Consider the following 17,879-nt stretch of genomic DNA (forward strand, 5'->3'; position numbering starts at 1 on the left):
TCGCCGCTAGGCTTGACCCGGACGAGCCGGCCGGGCGGCCGCGTCGAGCGTCTCGCGACGTTCGTCGAGGAAAGTCCGGACTCCGCAGAGCAGGGTGGTGGGTAACACCCACCCGGGGCGACCCGCGGGACAGTGCCACAGAAAACAGACCGCCAGCGGCCCCGGCTCCATGAGCCGGGGTGCGGGTAAGGGTGAAACGGTGGTGTAAGAGACCACCAGCACCTGGGGTGACCCAGGTGGCTCGGTAAACCCCACCCGGAGCAAGGCCAAGAAGGGACCGGCACTTTCGGGTGCCGGTCTCGCGCAGGCGTTCGAGGGCTGCTCGCCCGAGGCCTGCGGGTAGGCCGCTGGAGGTCGCCGGCAACGGCGACCCGAGAGGGATGGCCGCCGATCACAGAATCCGGCTTACAGGCCGGCTCGTCCACCCGCCTCCTCCCGATCAGCGCCCGGGGGCCACGTCGCCATGCCCGCCATGTCAACGCCGGCTTGCACAGGTGCTTCGAGGCCAGTGATCGCACGTATCGCGGACGTATCGGGAATCGCATACGGGTCCACAACAGCCTCCCGGCTTCAGTGGACGCATGGAATACCGCACATCACGGCCGGCGCCGCCCCACCCCGCGGGCAGAGTCACGCTCGTCGGCCTGGCGATCCTCGGCGTAGTGGTCGCCGCGTTCCTCATGCGGCGGTCGCTCGTGGCGGCGTCCGTCCCGCCGCGACCGTCAATAACGGCAAGTACGGCGAGTACGGCGAGTGCATCGACGGCGCCGAGTCCGTCGAAGGCAACGGGCGCTTCGGCCGAGGTTCCCCGGCAGACCGGTCGGCAGACCGCACTGGGCGAGGCTGACGGCGTCGTTCCCGACGGGGTGGCGCTCTCGGTGTTCGACGAGGACACACCGGCGGTTAACAGGCTCGCCCCGGATCTCCTCGCCGCCCTGCGCCGGGCGGCGACGGACGCCGGGGCCGACGGCATCAGGATCCGGGTCAACAGCGGCTGGCGGTCGCCTGCGTACCAGACGCGGTTGCTGCAGGAGGCTGTCGCCGAGTACGGCTCGCAGAAGGAGGCCGCGCGGTGGGTGGCCACGGCGACGACGTCCGCCCACGTGTCGGGTGACGCGGTCGACGTCGGCCCGTTCGACGCCGTGGCCTGGCTGTCCGAGCACGGTGCCGCGTACGGGCTGTGCCAGATCTACGGCAACGAGTCCTGGCACTACGAGCTACGTCCCGATGCCGTCGGCGACGGGTGCCCGCCGATGTACGCGAACCCGACCGAGGACCCGCGGATGCGGCAGTGAATCCGGCGACATCGGGTAACCGGTCACATTCTCGGCGTACGACGAGATCGTTTCGGCCCGCGGAGGAACCTCCCCGGCGCGCGTCCGGTTCGGATATGCCGGCGATATGCCGTGGACCCTAGGCTTCGGTCATGCGTGTGCTGGTCGTGGAGGACGAGCCCTACCTGGCCGAGGCCGTCCGGGACGGTCTCCGGCTGGAGGCGATCGCGGCCGACATCGCCGGCGACGGCGACGCGGCCCTCGAACTGCTCGGCACCAACTCCTACGACCTGGCGGTCCTCGACCGGGACATTCCCGGACCCTCCGGCGACGAGGTCGCGCGGCGGATAGTCGCCTCCGGCAGCGGCATCCCGATCCTCATGCTCACCGCCGCCGACCGGATCGACGACAAGGCCTCCGGGTTCGAACTCGGCGCCGACGACTACCTCACCAAACCGTTCGAGCTTCGCGAGCTCGTCCTGCGCCTGCGGGCGCTCGACCGCAGGCGTGCGCATGCCCGCCCTCCGGTCCGCGAGATCGCGGGCCTGCGGCTGGACCCGTTCCGCCGGGAGGTCTTCCGCGACGGACGTTACGTCGCGCTCACCCGGAAGCAGTTCGCCGTGCTGGAGGTCCTCGTGGGCGCCGAGGGCGGTGTCGTCAGCGCCGAGGAGCTACTGGAGCGGGCCTGGGACGAGAACGCCGACCCGTTCACCAACGCCGTCCGCATCACCGTCTCCGCCCTGCGCAAGCGGCTCGGCGAACCCTGGCTCATCGCCACCGTGCCCGGTGTCGGCTACCGCATCGAGACACCTCCCGGCACCGCGGCTGGGGGAGCCGACAGTGGATAGGCCGCCCGGGTTGAGCGTCCGGCTCAAACTCACCCTCAGCTACGCCGGGTTCCTCATGCTCGCCGGTGGCCTGCTGCTCGCCGTCGTGTGGGTCTTCCTGCTGCGCTACGTTCCCGACCACCAGCTGATGACGTTGGGCCCGCACGCTCCCAACCGCACCGACCTCCAGCGTGCCTTCGCCCCGCGGGCAGGCCAGGCGCTGGTGTTCCTGCTGATGTTCGGCCTCGTGGGTGGGTGGATTCTCGCCGGCCGAATGCTCGCTCCGCTGACCCGCATCACGAACGCCACCCGCCGGGCCGCGACCGGATCGCTGTCCCACCGGATCCAGATGGAAGGCCGCAGCGACGAGTTCCGCGAACTCGCCGACGCCTTCGACACCATGCTGGCCCAGCTCGAGGCACACGTCGAAGAGCACCGGAGGTTCGCCGCCAACGCCTCCCACGAGCTGCGTACTCCGCTGGCGATCACGCAGACCCTTCTGGAAGTGGCCCGCAGCGATCCGAACCGCGACACCGGCGAACTCGTCCGCATCCTGCATGCCGTCAACACGCGGGCGATCGACCTCACCGAAGCGCTGCTCCTGCTCAGCCGGGCAGACCAGCGGGCCTTCACCCGAGAACACCTCGACCTGTCCCTGCTGGCCGAGGAGGCCACCGAGACCCTCCTTCCGCTGGCGGAGAAGCACGGCGTCACGATCGAGACGTCCGGCGACATCACGCCCACGGTCGGCTCATCGGCACTCCTGCTGCAGATGACCACGAACCTCCTGCACAACGCGATCGTCCACAACCTCCCCGCCGACGGCATCGTGTCGGTCCACACCGAGTCGCGGTACGACGCGAGCGTGCTGCGGGTCGAGAACACCGGCGATCGGCTTTCGTCGCACCTGGTACCGACCCTCACCGAACCCTTCCAGCGCGGAACGAAACGCGTCCGCACCGGCGAGCACGCCGGCGTCGGCCTCGGGCTGGCCATCGTGCGCAGCATCGTCCGGGCACACGACGGGACCCTCGACCTCACGGCCCGCCACACCGGCGGCCTCGTCGTCACGGTTCGCCTTCCACCGCTGTCCGACCAGCGGCTTCCCTCGTGATGTAGGGACCCGACCACGCCGCTTCGCGACGACGACAGCCGCGCCGCCGTCGCGCCCGACTTCTCGACGACCGCGGACGAGATCGGGCCGGTCAGGCGTGCGAGCGCGCCTGCATGGCGTACAACTCGGCGTACAGTCCGGCCCGCCGCATCAGGTCCGCGTGTGTCCCCGCCTCGGCGATCCGGCCCCGGTCGACCACCAGGATGAGGTCGGCCGACCGGACCGTCGAGAACCGGTGGGACACCAGTACGGTCACCGCGCCGGTCGCCCGGCCCGCCCGGGCGGTCGCGGCGTAGCGCTCGAACAACGCGTGCTCGGTCGGGGCGTCCAGGCTGGCGGTCGGCTCGTCGAAGCAGACGACCAGCGGGTCCGGCCGCATCAGCGCCCGGCCGAGCGCGAGCTGTTGCCACTGTCCGGTGGACAGGTCCACACCATCCGGCCAGGTCGAGCCGAGCTGGGTGGCCGGTCCGCGCGGAAGCGCGCCGAACAGGTCGGCGGAGGTCGCCCGGGCGAGCGCCGCCCGCACGGCCCGGTCATCGTCGCGACGGGGCAGGTCGCCCAGCCCGACGGCGTACGCCGCGCGGAACTCCGGCCGGGCGAAGTCCTGGAACGCACCGGACACCCGTCGCCGCCAGGCGTCCGGTGACACCTCGGCCAGATCGGTGCCGGCCACCAGCACCCTGCCCCGCGTGGGTTCGTACAGCCTGGTGAGCAGTTTGACCAACGTCGACTTCCCGGCGCCGTTCTCGCCGACGACCGCGACCACCGTGCCGGGCGGGATCCGCACCGACACGTCCCGCAGCACCCACGTGCCGGCGCCGGGGTAGCGGAAGGACACCTCCGACAGCTCGATGCCCTCGCCCAGGCTCTCCGGCGCCGGCCGGTCGCCCAGGCCGGCGGTGACGGCGGCCGCGTGGGCGCGCAGCCAGCGCAGCCGGCCGGCGGCACGGAGCACCCGGCCCATCCCGGCCAGTCCGTACGCCGGTCCGAGCACCTGGTTCTGCACCTGCTGGCAGACCACTACCGCGGTGACCACGTCACCGGCGCCCGCCTGTCCGCGGGCGGCCCGCCACAGGACGAACCCGACCGCGAGCCCGAAGCCCACCGCGAAGACGACGGAGCGTACGGCGGAGATGCCGAACGCCACCACCTGCGCCCGGTGCAGCGGCCGGCGAGCCGTCGTCCAGGCCCGGTCCAGGCGGTCCAGCACCTCCTGCCCCAGGCCGAAGACGCGGAGCTCTGGTGCCGCCCTGGGATCGAGAGCCAGGCCGCGCAGGTGGCGAGCCAGCCGGGCGGGCGCGGCGGAGGTCTCCTCGGCGCGCGCGTGCCCTCGCTGCTGCAGCGCCGCGAGCGGCAGCGCCGGCAGGGCGAACACCACCAGCAGCAGGACCAGCGGGTGCACCAGCACCAGGACGACCGCGGTGCCGAGCGCACCGACCAGTGCGTTGGCGGTGGCGACCACGTGGTTGAGCGACTGGCCGAGGGCACCCTGGCTCTGGCGCAGCAACTCCAGCCGGTCGCGGTAGCCCGCGTGCTCCTGGTGGGCCAGGCCGGGCAGCCCACCGGCCAGCCGCGCGATCTCCTCGTCGAACGCGAACCCCACCCGCTCGGCCAGACCGGTGCGGATCGCGGTGCCGACGTACGCCGCGACGTAGCGCAGGGCGATCGTGACCAGCAGACCCACGACGGCGGTCGTCAGCCGGGTGCCGTCGTGGGTGAGCAGGCCGTCCACCGCCAGCCCGAGAAACCACCCGAACAGCGGGAACATCAGGCTGCCCAGGGGTTCCAGCAGGCTGCCGAGAGAACGCCACGGGTCGGTGCGCACGGCGGTCCGTACCAGCAGCGCGAGTTCGGCCCAGCGCTCACGCATCGGCGGCTCCCGTCGCTCCGGCGGAGTCACCCGCACTGTCCGCACTGCCCGTGTGGTCGGTGTGGTCGGTGTGGTCGGCGTGGTCGGCGTGGTCGGCGAAACGTTCGGCCTGCAACCTGAACATCCGCGCGTACCTGCCCCCGCTCGCCAGCAACGTGTCGTGGTCGCCGTCCTCGGCCACCCTGCCGTCGGACAGGACGACGATCCGGTCCGCGTGCCGGACACTGGCCAGCCGGTGGGTGACGAGAATCGTCGTGGTGTCCCGGGTGAGGGACAGGAAACGGTCGAAGAGTTCGGTCTCCGCGCGGACGTCCAGGCCGGCGGTCGGTTCGTCCAGGATCAGCAGCCCGGCCCCGCCGCGAACCGCGACCAGCGCGCGGGCCAGCGCGACCTTCTGCCACTGTCCGCCGGAAAGGTCGACGCCACCGTCGTAGCCGCGCGCCAGAACGGTGTCCCATCCGGCCGGGAGGTCGGTGAGGAGCTCCGTGCCGCCCGCGTCGCGAAGCGCCTCGCCGAGGGCCCGCTCGTCGCGCAGCAGCGGAAGGCTGCCCAGTCCCACGTTGTCGCGCAGCGAGAGTTCGTACCGCAGGAAGTCCTGGAAGACCACCGCCACCCGACCAGCGGGGCCGTCACTTCGGTACGCCCGCGGGTCGGCACCGTCCAGGCGGATGCTCCCATCGCTGGGCGGGTACAGCCCGCAGACCAGCTTGGTCAGCGTGGACTTGCCGGCACCGTTCGCACCCACGACAGCCACCGACTGGCCGGGCGGAATCCGCAGGTCGAGCTCACGCAGCACCGGCGTGTCGCGGCCGGGATAGCGGAAGGACACGCCGCGCAGGTGTACCTCCACCGGTCCCGGTCCGCGCGGGACCGACGCCACCGCCGGCGGGGCCGGGCGCAGGACGGCCGGGCCCAGGCGTTCGGACAGGTCGAGGGCCTGCCGTGCCAGCGCCGTCGCGCGGGCGACCCGCCACTGCGGCGGGCCGAGGAAGCCCAGCTCGCCGACCCCGATCACCGACAGCCCGTAGACGGTGAGCGCCCCGGCGCCGAGTTCGCCCCGGCCGGTCCGCTGCACCAGTGTCGCGAGCACCACGCCGTGGCAGGCCAGCAGCGCGGCGGTTCCGAGAACGAGCGACCACGCGTTGCTACGCCGGGCCCGCCACACCACCTCCATCGCCGCGCGCCACGTGCGGGTGTACTCCTCGCCGAGCCAGCCGGCCAGGCCGAAGACGCGTACCTCCGCAGCCACCGGCGGGTCGACCAGCAGGCCGCGCAGGTAGTCGGCGCGCCGCAGCGCCCCGCCGCCCTCCTCGCGTACGGCGGTGAAACCGCGGCGCATCCAGCGGTGGGACGCCACGTTGGTGACCGACCACCCGGCCACCAGCACGACCGGCGCCCACCAGGCGAAGGTGGCGAGGATCCCGGCCGCGCACAGCCCGGCCGTGCGCATGGTGAGCAGCATCCGCACCGACCAGGCGGTCTGCAGGTGCAGGTCGGAACGCTCGAACTCCTCGACCGCGGCGAGGTCGGCGCTCACGCCGGGGTCGGCCAGCCGGGTGAGATCGCCGGCGCCGAGGGCGGCCCGTCCCACGGTGTCGCCGAGGGCGAGGGTGAGCCGGGTGTTCATCAGCTCGCACAGCAGCCGGGAACCGGCCAGGCCCACTCCGCCGGCGAGGAAACCGAACGACACCAGGCCGAGCCAGGTCAGCGCCTGCCGACCTGACGGGGACGCCAGACCGTGGCCCACCGCACCGGGGACGGAGCCGACGAAGGCCCCGCTCGCCACCGCCGTCGCGTTCGGCAGCAGGCCGAGTACGACGGTCAGGAACGCCAGCCAGAAGGTGAGCCGGCGGTCGGCCCGCCAGAACAGGACCGCCAGCGCGCAGGCGTTTCGCAGCGGCGTTCGTACGCGCTCGAACGCTCGCTCATGGAGCCATCCGAAGACTTGTCGAAGAAATCGCGAAAGTGATCGCGCCAAGCCGAAACTCTCCGTTTCGCTCGTCCCACGCCGCGGGCAGATGCCCTGCGGCGGCTCGGATCCCGAACCAGGATTGAAGAATCGGATGCCGGATACGGAATGGCCAGATGGTGCCAATTCCTTCGTACGAGGTGCACCCGATGATGTGCTGCGGACTGAGCCCGGGCCAGGAATGCGAAGCCGGCCGGAAATCGAGCCGGCCAGAAATGCGAAGCCAGCCGGAATGCGAAACCGGCCGCTGGGAAGCAGGACCGGTCGAGCCCGTCCACGACGGCGACCCGCCGCAAACGCCGCAGACAGGAGCCGCCGATGTACCGCAGGTGCAGCATGGCAGACAAACCCGGGCGCGAACACCCCTTCGCGGCTGCGCTTTCCCGCGGGCCGGCGTCGTGAGCGGCCCGCTCGACGGCGTTGTGGTCGTCGACCTGTCCCGGGCGCTGGCCGGGCCGCACGCGGCGATGATGCTGGGTGACCTGGGCGCGCGGGTCGTCAAGGTCGAGCACCCCGACGGCGGTGACGACTCACGCGGGTGGGGGCCGCCGTTCGTCGGCCCGCCCGACGCGACCGAGGCGACGTACTTCCTGTCCTGCAACCGCAACAAGGAGTCCGTCGTCCTCGACCTGAAGTCCGAGGAGGGGCGGCGCGACCTGGGCCGGCTACTCGCCCGCGCCGACGTCCTGGTGGAGAACTTCCGTCCGGGCGTGCTGGACCGCCTCGGCTTCTCCGTCGAGGCGATCACCGCCGCCAACCCACGGCTGGTGGTGCTGTCCATCACCGGCTTCGGCCACGACGGGCCGGAGGGCAACCGCGCGGGGTACGACCAGATCGCCCAGGGCGAGGCCGGCCTGATGTCGGTGACCGGGCCCGGACCGGGCGAACCGGTGCGGGTCGGCGTACCGATCGCGGACCTGCTGGCCGGGATGTACGGCGCGTACGGCGTCGTCGCCGCCCTGCACGAACGCCACACTACCGGCCGCGGCCGCGTCGTGCGTACCTCGCTGCTGGCCGCCGTCGTCGGCGTGCACGCCTACCAGGGAACGCGCTACACCGTCGCCGGCGAGGTGCCGCGCGCGCAGGGCAACCACCATCCCTCGATCTGCCCGTACGGCCTGTTCCACTGTGCCGATGGGCTGGTGCAGATCTCGGTGGGCAGCGAGCAGTTGTGGCGGCGGTTCGCGCCGGCGTTCGGACTGCCCGTGGACGAGCCCGGGTTCGCCACCAACGCCGAGCGCGTCGGTGCCATGGATCAGGTCGTCGCCGCGGTGGAGACGGCGTTCGCGTCCTGGCCGGTGAGCCGGCTGCTGCCGCGGCTGGCCGAGGTGGGCGTACCGGCGGGTGAGGTGAAGACCCTCGACCAGGTGTACGAGTGGGAACAGACCCGGTCCCAGGGGCTGGTGATCGAGGTCGACCACGCCACGCTGGGCCGGATCAGGCTGCCCGGCCCGCCGATCCGGCTGGACGACGAACCCCAGGCAGGCGGGCGGGACACCCATCTGGCGCCGCCGACGCTCGGCCAGCACACCGCCGAGGTCCTCGCCTGGCTGGACGATCTCGACCGCGACCGCGGTCAGACGTAGGCGCCGGACACTCCGTCGATACGAACGTCGGCGCGGCGCCGGGTGTCCTCCGCGGCGAAGTGGTTCCGCTCGGCCCGGGCCCACGCGTCCCAGAACGGCTCGAACGCCCCGCCGTCGCGGGCGGCGGCCCGGGCGCGGCGGACGTCCTCGAGTGCCTCCACCCACAGCTTCGAGGTGGCCAGGCCGTCCACCACCCGGCTCGCCGAGCCGACGCCCTCGACCACGAGCGCGGGACCGACCGGCACCTCGTGCCATTCGGCGTACTCGCCGCGCGGCCAGTCGTAGCGCCGGTACCGTCCGGGCCGTCCCGCGCTCAGCGGTTCCAGCAGCCACGTGCGCAACCTGCCGGCCACCGAGGGCAGGCCGTCCCAGCCCTCGTACAGGTCGTCCATGTGCACGGTCGGAACGTCGCCCAGCGCCGCCGCCAGCCGGGCCGCAAGGGTGGTCTTGCCCGAACACGCCGGCCCGTCGACGCACACCAGCCGGACCGGCCCCAGTCGTGGCGGCGCGGCGAGCACCTGCGCGGCGAGGTCGGTTGCCGGGTCGGTGGCCTGCGTGTGCAGCCGCGTTCGCGGGGGCCGGGGCGGGGGAGTGGAGGGCAGCACGCGAGCAGCGTAGGGCTTTCGCGTACGCCCACCTCGTGCAGCCGCATTCCCCGGCCGCATTCGTCCGGCCGCATTCGTCCGACCACAATCCCGTCCGACCACAATCCCCGGCCACAGCCGTTAGGGTCGCGCCATGCCGAGTCGCCGACGCGTTCGCCTGGCCGCCCTCGTGTCCGGCGTCCTCACGCTGGCGGCGACGGCCCTCGGCGGTTGTGCGGGTCCCGGCGGCGACGGTCGCGACCGGGCCGCCGAGGCCAGGGTCGGTACGCCCACGACCGGTGCGACTCCGGCGTCGCCCGCCACCGCTGGGCCGCCCGGCGCCCGGCAGGCGAGCGCCGCGCTGCCCGGCCAGGTCCGGCTCGCCAGTGGCCGCGAGTACGTCCTCCCCAGGCCGGCACCGGCTCGCCTGGGTGCCCGCCGTCCACTGCTGCTCGTCCTGCACTCCTTCGGCGGCACGTGGCGCCGGATGGAGCACCTCGGGCAGTTCCAGGAGCGGGCCGCCCGGCGCGGTTACGTGGTGGCGTACGGCATCGGCGCCAGGCGCTCGTGGGACGCCGCGGGGTGCTGCGGCTGGAGCAACGCCCACCGCGCGAAGGACGTGGAGTACCTCACCGACGTGGTGGCCGACGTCCGCCGCCGGGTGCCGGGTATCGATCCCCGGCGCATCTACCTCACGGGCTTCTCCAACGGCGCAATGATGACGCTGCACGCCCTGTGCGAGCGGCCGCGCCTGTTCGCGGCGGGAGTGGGCGTGGCCGGTGCGCTGGTCGGCCGGTGTCGGGGCGGCGCGCCCATCCACTACCTGGAGATCCACGGGACCTCCGATGCGGTCGTCCCCTACGACGGTGGCCGAACCGACTGGCTGCACGCGACGTTTCCGCCCGTTTCGGACCTTCCCGGTACGATCGCGGACCGGGCGCCCGGCTCGGTGGTGAAGATCCGTTCCCACCCCTGCGGCCACGTGTGGCCGGTGGGCGGGCGGTGCCACCTGGACGCCGCCGCGATCGGGTGGGAGTTCCTCCGGCGGTACGCCCTGCCGTCGCCGCCTCACCACGCGTACCGAACCGGGACCGGCCGGTAGGCGGCTCGTCCGAGGGCCTGGTAAGGTTGCCGATGGCCGATCCGGTAGGCGAGACACTCACCAGGCCGGGTCACAAGCGGAGGTCCATCTCCCACCCGCATCGATCGTCAGATCGTCGGGTTCCGGCCGGCCGCCGAAGGCGCTGATCTCCGGATCTTCCTCGGTGTCCAGTGTGACGTACCCGCCTGGCGGGTCAGGTCGCGCACCGGATCGATGGCTTCCGCGAGTGGTAGACGCGGGAGCCTTTTTCGCGTCCGCGGCCACCGTGGAGGCCCCGCATCCGGCGGTGCCTGACGAAGAAGTCGTACCACACCACAGGAGGGTCCCATCGCCACAGAGCTTCGCATCAACGAGCGGATCAGGGTTCCCGAGGTCCGGCTCGTAGGACCGAACGGCGAGCAGGTCGGCATCGTGCGCATCGAGGATGCGCTGCGGCTGGCTCAGGAAGCCGATCTCGACCTGGTCGAGGTCGCCCCGACAGCCCGTCCGCCGGTCTGCAAGCTGATGGATTTTGGGAAGTTCAAGTACGAGACCGCGCAGAAGGCCCGGGAGTCGCGACGCAACCAGGCCCAGACGGTCATCAAGGAAATGAAGCTCCGGCCGAAGATCGATCCGCACGACTACGACACCAAGAAGGGTCACGTCGTCCGGTTCCTCCGGCAGGGAGACAAGGTCAAGATCACCATCATGTTCCGTGGCCGCGAGCAGTCGCGTCCCGAGCTGGGCTTCCGGTTGCTGCAGCGGCTGGCCGAGGACATCGCGGACCTCGGGTTCGTGGAGTCCGCGCCGCGCCAGGACGGCCGCAACATGATCATGGTCGTGACCCCCCACAAGCGAAAGTCCGAGGCGCGCGCCGACGTCGAGGCCGACAAGGCTCGACGCGCCGCCGAGCGGGAGGCCGATCGGGAAGCCGAGCGGGCCGAACGCGTCCAGCCCGCTGCGACTGCCGGCAACGTTCCCGGCGGCGAGGGCTGACCCGGACGACCCGGACAGTTCGGGCACTTCGGGCGGGTGACCGTCCGGGTGGCCGGTCTGCCGTGACCGACGCGCGGCACCGCATGACAGACTGCGGCGCCGCGCGTGTGAACCGGCGCTGACCCGTCGCGGGGCAGCGCCAAGACAGCTGTCAGGTGTGCGCGACGCACCCCTGCACCGTCGAACCAAGGGACGACTATGCCGAAGATGAAGACCCACAGCGGGGCCAAGAAGCGCTTCCGCGTCAGCGGGTCCGGGAAGCTCATTCACAAGAAGGCCAACCGGGGTCACATCATGGAGAAGAAGAACTCCAAGCGTGCCCGTCGCCTGGCCGCTCCGAGCGAGGTCGCCCCGGCCGACAGCAAGAAGGTCAAGCGGCTGCTCGGGATCTGAGCCGACCGTTCCGAGTCCGGCTCACCCGGTCCCACCGCACCACACGGTCCGTACGCGGACCCGTCCCAGGTCCCGATGAAGTTTTCCCCCGCCCGGTCGTCCGAGGCGGGGCAGTCTGAGCAAGGAGTTCGCCAGTGGCACGCGTGAAGCGGGCGGTCAACGCCCACAAGAAGCGTCGCGAGGTCCTCGAGAAGGCCAAGGGGTACCGCGGCCAGCGATCGCGCCTCTACCGCAAGGCGAAGGAGCAGGTCACCCACTCGCTGGTCTACTCCTACCGCGACCGCCGCGCCCGCAAGGGTGACTTCCGCCGGCTGTGGATCACCCGGATCAACGCCGCGGCCCGCCAGAACGGCATCACCTACAACCGCCTGATCCAGGGCCTGAAGGCCGCCGGGGTCGAGGTCGACCGCAAGGTCCTCGCCGACCTGGCCGTCACCGACGCCCCCGCGTTCGCGGCGCTGGTCGAGGTCGCCCGCAAGGCGCTGCCGGCCGAGACCGAGGCCGCGGCCTGACGACGGCGAGGCAGGCGCCCACCGACCGCCGGGCCGACCCCGTCACCACAGCCAACTCCACACCGAACGTGTCGCTCTCCACTCGCCTGACAGGGCCCGAGCTCACCGACACCCGCTCCAGCCGGGTGACGGCGGCTCGGCGCCTGGTCAAGCGTGCCTTCCGGGCGCGCGGCCGTCAGTTCCTGGCGGAGGGTCCGCAGGCGGTGACGGAGGCGCTGGCGCTGCCCGATGTGGTCCAGGAGCTGTTCGCCACTTCGCCCGCGGCCGAACGCAACCCGGACGTGGTGGCGGCCGCCGTGGCCCGCGAGGTGCCGGTCCGGCTGGTCTCCGGTGAGGTGTTCGACTCGCTGGCGCAGACGGTCACCCCGCAGGGTGTGCTGGCGGTCTGCCGGTTCGTCGACGTGCCGTACGCCGAGGTGCTGGCCGCCCGGCCCCGGCTGGTCGCCATGCTGGCGCAGGTGCGTGACCCCGGCAACGCCGGCACGGTCCTGCGCTGCGCGGACGCCGCCGGTGCCGACGCGGTCGTCCTGTCCGACGCGTCGGTCGACGTCTACAACCCCAAGTGCGTGCGCGCCTCGGCGGGCAGCCTGTTCCACCTGCCGGTCGCCGTGGGCGTGCCCGCCCCGGCCGGGGTGGACGGACTCCGCGAGGCGGGCGTCACGGTGCTCGCGGCCGACGGCGCCGGCGAGATGGATCTCACCGAGGCGGGTGAGCGCGGCCTGTTGTCCGGGCCGACCGCCTGGATCTTCGGCAACGAGGCGTGGGGCCTGCCCCCGGCCACCCGGGCGCTGGCCGACGCGGTGGTGCGGGTGCCGGTCTACGGCCGGGCCGAGAGCCTCAACCTCGCCACCGCCGCCGCCGTCTGCCTGTACGCCTCCGCCCAGGCCCAGCGGGCACCGGGCGGCTGCCGTTCCGGCGGGGACGAGGCTTCCCAGGGCACTACCTAGACTTTCCCGGGCGTACGGCCTGGTTGCCGGTCGTACCCCACCTCGGCGTACGACTGGATGAGGGGAACTCCGCGGAAGATGTCGGGCCCGAACACCAACTACGACCCGGTCGAGGTCACACCGCTGCACGCCGACGAGGTGGAGCGGATGCGGGCCGAGGCGGTCGCCGCGATCGAAGCCGCCACCGACCTGGACGCGCTGCGCGCCGCCCGCCTCGCCCACGCCGGCGACCGCAGCCCGCTCGCGCTGGCCAACCGGGAGATCGGCGCCCTGCCACCGCAGGCCCGCAAGGACGCCGGCATGCGCGTCGGCGCCGCCCGGCGCTCGGTCAACGAGGCACTGACGGCCCGCCAGGCCGAGCTCGAGGAAGAGCGCGAGGCCCGGATCCTGGTCGAGGAGGCCGTCGACGTCACCGTTCCCTGGGACGTCGAGCCGCGCGGCGCCCGGCACCCGCTGACCACCACCCAGGAGTTCGTCGCCGACGTGTTCGTGGCGATGGGCTGGGAGGTCGTCGAGGGTCCCGAGCTCGAGGCCGAGTGGCTCAACTTCGACGCCCTGAACATCCCGCCGGACCACCCGGCGCGCACCACGATGGACACGTTCTTCGTCGACCCGCCCGAGGCCGGGCTGGTGCTGCGCACGCACACCTCGCCGGCCCAGGCCCGGACGATGCTCACCCGCACGCCGCCCATCTACGTCGTGGCGCCGGGCCGGGTCTACCGCACCGACGAACTCGACGCCACGCACACGCCGGTCTTCCACCAGGTCGAGGGCCTGGTCGTCGACGAGGGCATCACGATGGCGCACCTGAAGGGCACGCTCGACCACTTCGCCGAGGCGATGTTCGGGCCGGGCCTCTCCACCCGGCTGCGCCCCTACTACTTCCCGTTCACCGAGCCGAGTGCCGAGCTCGACCTGCAGTGCTTCGTCTGCCGGGGCGAGTCGGTCGGCAACCCCGACCGTCCCTGCCGCACCTGCTCCAGCGAGGGCTGGATCGAGTGGGGCGGCTGCGGCATCGTCAACCCGCGGGTTCTCACCGCGTGCGGCGTGGACGCCGAGCGCTACTCCGGTTTCGCGTTCGGCATGGGCATCGAGCGGACGATGATGTTCCGCAACGGCATCGAGGACATGCGCGACATGGTGGAGGGTGACGTGCGGTTCACCCGTCCGTTCGGAGGGGAGATCTGATGCGGGTCCCGATGTCGTGGCTGCGCGAGCACGTCGACCTGCCCGCCGGGGTGAGCGCCCGCGAGGTCGCCGACGCGCTGATCCGGGCCGGCTTGGAGGTCGAGTCCGTCGAGCCGATCGGCGGCGACGTGAAGGGCCCCCTGACGGTGGGCCGGGTGCTGGAGTACGCCGAGGAGCCGCAGAAGAACGGCAAGACGATCCGCTGGTGCCGGGTCGACGTCGGCGAGGGCGAGCCGCGCGGCATCGTCTGCGGCGCGCGCAACTTCGCGGTCGGCGACCTGGTGGTGGTGGCGCTTCCGGGCACCACGCTGCCGGGCGACTTCACCATCACCGCGCGCAAGACGTACGGCCACGTCTCCGACGGGATGATCTGCTCGGCCAGCGAGCTCGGCGTCGGCGACGACCACGACGGCATCATGGTGCTCGACCCGGCCGAGGGCGCACCGGGCGACGACGCCGCGCCGATCCTGCACCTGCGCGACGACGTGCTCGACATCGCCGTCACGCCCGACCGCGGCTACACCATGTCGGTCCGCGGTGTCGCCCGTGAGGCGGCGACCGCGTTCGGGGTGGCCTTCTCCGACCCGGTGCACACCGACCTGTCGGTACGCGCCTCCGACGCCGGGTATCCGGTGCGGGTCGAGGATCCGGCCGGCTGTTCGGTGTTCGCGGCGGTGACCGTACGCGGCTTCGACGCCGCGGCACCCAGCCCGCGCTGGCTGGCCCGGCGGGTACAGCTCGCCGGCATGCGCCCGATCTCCGCGGCCGTCGACGTCACCAACTACGTCATGCTCGAACTCGGCCAGCCCATCCACGGTTACGACCGCTCCCGGCTGGCCGGGCCGATCGTGGTCCGCCGGGCCGAGGCGGGGGAGAAGCTGCAGACCCTCGACGGCGCGACCCGTGAACTCGACCCCGAGGACCTCCTGATCACCGACGACTCCGGGCCGATCGGCCTGGCCGGGGTGATGGGCGGGGCGACCACCGAACTGTCCGGGGACACCCACGACGTGGTGATCGAGGCGGCTCACTTCGACGCGGTCGCTGTCGCCCGCACGTCCCGGCGGCACCGGCTGTCCAGCGAGGCGTCCAAGCGCTTCGAGCGGGGTGTCGCCCCTGGGATGCAGGCGTACGCCGCGCAGCGGGTGGCCGAGCTGCTGGTTGCCGTCGGCGGCGGGCAGGTCGAACACGACGCGACCCTGCTGGGCACGCCGCTCGCGCCGCCTCGGGTCACGCTGCCGGCCGACCACCCCGCGCGGGTGGCGGGGTACGCGATTCCCGCCGACACCACGGTGCGCCGGCTGCGCGAGGTGGGCTGCGAGGTCGAGGGCGCGGGCGAGGTGCTGGTCGTGACACCACCGTCGTGGCGGCCGGACCTCACCGACCCGAACGACTTCGCCGAGGAGGTCATCCGCCTCGAGGGGTACGACGCGGTGCCGAGCGTGCTTCCGGTAGCGCCGCCGGGACTGGGGCTGACCGCCGACCAGCGGCTGCGGCGCGGCGTCGGCCGGCTGCTCGCCGGAGCGGGATACGCCGAGGTGCTCGCGTACCCCTTCCTGGGTGAGGCCGACCTCGACCGGCTTCGGCTGCCCGCCGACGACGCCCGCCGCCGGGCGCTCGCGCTGGCCAACCCGCTGTCGGAGGAGGAGCCGCTGTTGCGCACAACGCTGCTCCCCGGGCTGCTGGCGATCGCCCGGCGCAACGTCGGGCGGGGTACGACCGACCTGGCGCTGTTCGAGCTCGGCGCGGTGTTCCGCCCGCGTCCGGACGCGACCCCCGCGCCCCGGCTGCCGGTCGACCGCCGCCCGGCCGACGAACAGCTCGCCGCCCTGAACGCCGCGCTGCCCGACCAGCCCCGCCGGGTAGCGGTCGTGCTCACCGGCGACCGTGCACCGGCCGGCTGGTGGGGCCCCGCGCGCCCCGCCGGGTGGGCCGACGCGATCGAGGCCGCCCGAACCGTCGCCCTCGCCGCCGGCGTCGAGCTGACCGTGCGCGCGGACGACCACGCACCCTGGCACCCCGGCCGCTGCGCCGCGCTGTACGCCGGCGACACGCTGGTCGGGCACGCGGGCGAGCTGCACCCGAAGGTCGCCGAGGCGTACGGCCTGCCGGCCCGGGCCGCGGCGATGGAGCTGGAGATCGACCGGCTGCCGGGGGAGCGGGCGACGGTCACCGCGCCGAGCATCTCCGCCTACCCGCCGGCCAAGGAGGACGTCGCCCTGGTGGTGGACGCCGCCGTGCCGGTCGCCGAGGTCGCCGCCGCGCTGCGCGAGGGCGCGGGCCCGCTGGTCGAGTCCGTCCGGCTGTTCGACGTCTACACCGGTGAGCAGATCGCGGCGGGCACGAAGTCGCTGGCGTTCGCGCTGCGGTTCCGGGCGCCCGACCGCACCCTCACCGAGGCGGAGGTGGGCGCCGCCAAGCAGGGCGCCGTCGACGAGGCCGCCCGGCGTACCGGCGCGGTGCAACGCGGCGCCTGAGCAGGGGCGGACCGACCGACAGACCCTGAGCACGTACGACGGAAAGGATCCGCCGCCGATGCCCGAGCACGCACCAGACACCCGGACCGAAAGCCGCGTCGCCCTGGTCACCGGTGCCACCCGGGGGATCGGGCGGGAGGTCGCGCTGGCGCTCGCCCGGTCCGGGCTCGCCGTGGGGGTGACCGCGCGGTCGGCGAAGCCGCTAGAGGAGGTCCGCGAGGAGTGCCTCGCCGCCGGGGCCCCGGCCGCGGCGGTGGCGGCCGCGGACGTCACCCGACCGCCCCACGTCACCGCCGCCGTCGAGCGGATCAGCTCCGAGCTCGGGCCGGTCGACCTGCTGGTCAACAACGCCGGCCGGATCGAGTCCGCCGAGGTGCCGGTGTGGGAGTCCGACCCCGACGAGTGGATGTCGGTCGTGGAGACCGACCTGTTCGGGCCGTACCTCTTCTGTCGTGCCGTACTCCCCGCCATGGTCGAGGCCGGCCACGGCCGGGTCGTCAACGTCACCTCGGGCGCCGCGGTGCGTGACAGCGCGATCTACTCCGCGTACGGCGCCGCCAAGACCGGCCTGCTCCGGCTCACCGGTTCGATCGTGGCCGCCGGGGCGGACGCCGGCATCACCGCGTTCGACCTGTCGCCGGGGCATGTCGCGACCGACATGACCCGATCCATGGCGATGCACGACGACCGGACGTCGTGGACGCCGGTGGAGGAGTTCACCGACCTGGTGGTCGCGGCGGCGAAGGGACGGCTGGACCCGCTGTCCGGGCGCTACCTGCGCGCCGGCACGGACAACCTCGACGACCTGCTCGCGGCGGCCGGCGACCTCGCCCGAGCTGACGCGCGCACCCTGCGGCTGCGCCCCTACGGCACCGACGATCCGCTGGCCTGAGCACCACCCGCCTGGATTTCGACCGACCAAACCACCTCCGCGCCGGGCTTGAAATGAGGGACTTCTCATCAACGCGAGGCGGCCGGACGCGGCCGAGTTGTGATCGCCACTAATCCCCGGTAGTCGATCGGGGGTGCCGGTACTTTCTGAGAAGCACCTCATCCATGGG

The 17,879-nt window shown here is 72.8% G+C and carries 15 protein-coding genes and 1 other RNA gene; 13 read left to right on the forward strand and 3 right to left on the reverse strand.

Annotated elements, in window-relative coordinates; all coding sequences use genetic code 11:
- Nucleotides 1-22: 22 nt before the first annotated feature.
- From rnpB to F4554_RS14455, 4 genes are all read left to right on the forward strand, one after another.
- An RNA gene (rnpB, locus tag F4554_RS14440) (RNase P RNA component class A) lies at nucleotides 23-424 on the forward strand.
- 157 nt (nucleotides 425-581) lie between these two features.
- Nucleotides 582-1,295 (forward strand): M15 family metallopeptidase, encoded by a 714-nt coding sequence (locus tag F4554_RS14445; RefSeq protein ID WP_238341299.1) that lies wholly within the window; start codon nucleotides 582-584, stop codon nucleotides 1,293-1,295.
- A gap of 131 nt (nucleotides 1,296-1,426) precedes the next feature.
- Nucleotides 1,427-2,122, forward strand: a complete 696-nt coding sequence (locus F4554_RS14450) for a response regulator transcription factor (protein WP_179787858.1) — start codon at nucleotides 1,427-1,429, stop codon at nucleotides 2,120-2,122.
- Between the two features lie 10 nt (nucleotides 2,123-2,132).
- Entirely contained in the window at nucleotides 2,133-3,215 is a 1,083-nt protein-coding gene (locus F4554_RS14455; RefSeq protein WP_238341300.1) for a sensor histidine kinase, read from the forward strand.
- Nucleotides 3,216-3,306: 91 nt separating this feature from the next.
- Here the strand turns inward: F4554_RS14455 and F4554_RS14460 are convergent, their stop codons facing one another.
- Nucleotides 3,307-5,085 (reverse strand): ATP-binding cassette domain-containing protein, encoded by a 1,779-nt coding sequence (locus tag F4554_RS14460; protein ID WP_179787860.1) that lies wholly within the window; start codon nucleotides 5,083-5,085, stop codon nucleotides 3,307-3,309.
- Nucleotides 5,078-7,063 carry an ABC transporter ATP-binding protein gene (locus F4554_RS14465; RefSeq protein WP_238341301.1) on the reverse strand — a complete coding sequence of 662 codons (1,986 nt, stop codon included), beginning with the start codon at nucleotides 7,061-7,063 and terminating at the stop codon, nucleotides 5,078-5,080. Before F4554_RS14465 ends, F4554_RS14460 begins: the two co-directional genes overlap by 8 nt.
- Before the next feature lie 389 nt (nucleotides 7,064-7,452).
- Here F4554_RS14465 and F4554_RS14470 point away from each other — a divergent pair, with 389 nt between their 5' ends.
- Complete coding sequence (locus F4554_RS14470) at nucleotides 7,453-8,640, forward strand: CoA transferase (protein WP_179787861.1); 1,188 nt, start codon at nucleotides 7,453-7,455, stop codon at nucleotides 8,638-8,640.
- Here F4554_RS14470 and F4554_RS14475 read toward each other — a convergent pair.
- Nucleotides 8,631-9,245 (reverse strand): nucleoside/nucleotide kinase family protein, encoded by a 615-nt coding sequence (locus F4554_RS14475; protein ID WP_337796043.1) that lies wholly within the window; start codon nucleotides 9,243-9,245, stop codon nucleotides 8,631-8,633. The two genes, F4554_RS14470 and F4554_RS14475, sit on opposite strands and share 10 nt — an antisense overlap.
- Before the next feature lie 133 nt (nucleotides 9,246-9,378).
- On the opposite strand from F4554_RS14475, the gene F4554_RS14480 reads away from it, so the two are divergent.
- The 8 genes from F4554_RS14480 (at nucleotide 9,379) to F4554_RS14515 (ending at nucleotide 17,710) form a co-directional block, all read left to right on the forward strand.
- Nucleotides 9,379-10,326, forward strand: coding sequence for a CE1 family esterase (locus F4554_RS14480; protein WP_179787862.1), 948 nt, complete (start codon nucleotides 9,379-9,381; stop codon nucleotides 10,324-10,326).
- A 345-nt stretch (nucleotides 10,327-10,671) separates the two neighbouring features.
- Nucleotides 10,672-11,301 (forward strand): translation initiation factor IF-3, encoded by a 630-nt coding sequence (infC, locus tag F4554_RS14485; protein ID WP_420360751.1) that lies wholly within the window; start codon nucleotides 10,672-10,674, stop codon nucleotides 11,299-11,301.
- Between the two features lie 198 nt (nucleotides 11,302-11,499).
- Nucleotides 11,500-11,694, forward strand: coding sequence for a 50S ribosomal protein L35 (rpmI, locus tag F4554_RS14490; RefSeq protein WP_179787863.1), 195 nt, complete (start codon nucleotides 11,500-11,502; stop codon nucleotides 11,692-11,694).
- 134 nt (nucleotides 11,695-11,828) lie between these two features.
- Nucleotides 11,829-12,206, forward strand: coding sequence for a 50S ribosomal protein L20 (rplT, locus tag F4554_RS14495; protein ID WP_092655458.1), 378 nt, complete (start codon nucleotides 11,829-11,831; stop codon nucleotides 12,204-12,206).
- Nucleotides 12,207-12,274: 68 nt separating this feature from the next.
- On the forward strand, nucleotides 12,275-13,153 hold the full coding sequence (locus F4554_RS14500) for a TrmH family RNA methyltransferase (RefSeq protein ID WP_337796044.1): 879 nt from the start codon (nucleotides 12,275-12,277) through the stop codon (nucleotides 13,151-13,153).
- 78 nt (nucleotides 13,154-13,231) lie between these two features.
- On the forward strand, nucleotides 13,232-14,341 hold the full coding sequence (pheS, locus tag F4554_RS14505; protein WP_179787864.1) for a phenylalanine--tRNA ligase subunit alpha: 1,110 nt from the start codon (nucleotides 13,232-13,234) through the stop codon (nucleotides 14,339-14,341).
- On the forward strand, nucleotides 14,341-16,818 hold the full coding sequence (gene pheT, locus F4554_RS14510; protein ID WP_179787865.1) for a phenylalanine--tRNA ligase subunit beta: 2,478 nt from the start codon (nucleotides 14,341-14,343) through the stop codon (nucleotides 16,816-16,818). Before pheS ends, pheT begins: the two co-directional genes overlap by 1 nt.
- Before the next feature lie 58 nt (nucleotides 16,819-16,876).
- Nucleotides 16,877-17,710, forward strand: a complete 834-nt coding sequence (locus F4554_RS14515; protein ID WP_179787866.1) for an SDR family NAD(P)-dependent oxidoreductase — start codon at nucleotides 16,877-16,879, stop codon at nucleotides 17,708-17,710.
- Nucleotides 17,711-17,879 lie beyond the last annotated feature (169 nt).

The organism is Actinopolymorpha rutila, from assembly GCF_013407855.1.
Lineage (GTDB): Bacteria > Actinomycetota > Actinomycetes > Propionibacteriales > Actinopolymorphaceae > Actinopolymorpha > Actinopolymorpha rutila.

Bases quoted from the DNA above. Each gene is read 5' to 3' on its own strand.
- F4554_RS14445 (WP_238341299.1), top strand. From the start codon at position 582: ATGGAATACCGCACATCACGGCCGGCGCCGCCCCACCCCGCGGGCAGA.
- F4554_RS14450 (WP_179787858.1), top strand. From the start codon at position 1,427: ATGCGTGTGCTGGTCGTGGAGGACGAGCCCTACCTGGCCGAGGCCGTC.
- F4554_RS14460 (WP_179787860.1), bottom strand. From the start codon at position 5,085: ATGCGTGAGCGCTGGGCCGAACTCGCGCTGCTGGTACGGACCGCCGTG.
- F4554_RS14480 (WP_179787862.1), top strand. From the start codon at position 9,379: ATGCCGAGTCGCCGACGCGTTCGCCTGGCCGCCCTCGTGTCCGGCGTC.
- rpmI (WP_179787863.1), top strand. From the start codon at position 11,500: ATGCCGAAGATGAAGACCCACAGCGGGGCCAAGAAGCGCTTCCGCGTC.
- pheS (WP_179787864.1), top strand. From the start codon at position 13,232: ATGTCGGGCCCGAACACCAACTACGACCCGGTCGAGGTCACACCGCTG.
- pheT (WP_179787865.1), top strand. From the start codon at position 14,341: ATGCGGGTCCCGATGTCGTGGCTGCGCGAGCACGTCGACCTGCCCGCC.
- F4554_RS14515 (WP_179787866.1), top strand. From the start codon at position 16,877: ATGCCCGAGCACGCACCAGACACCCGGACCGAAAGCCGCGTCGCCCTG.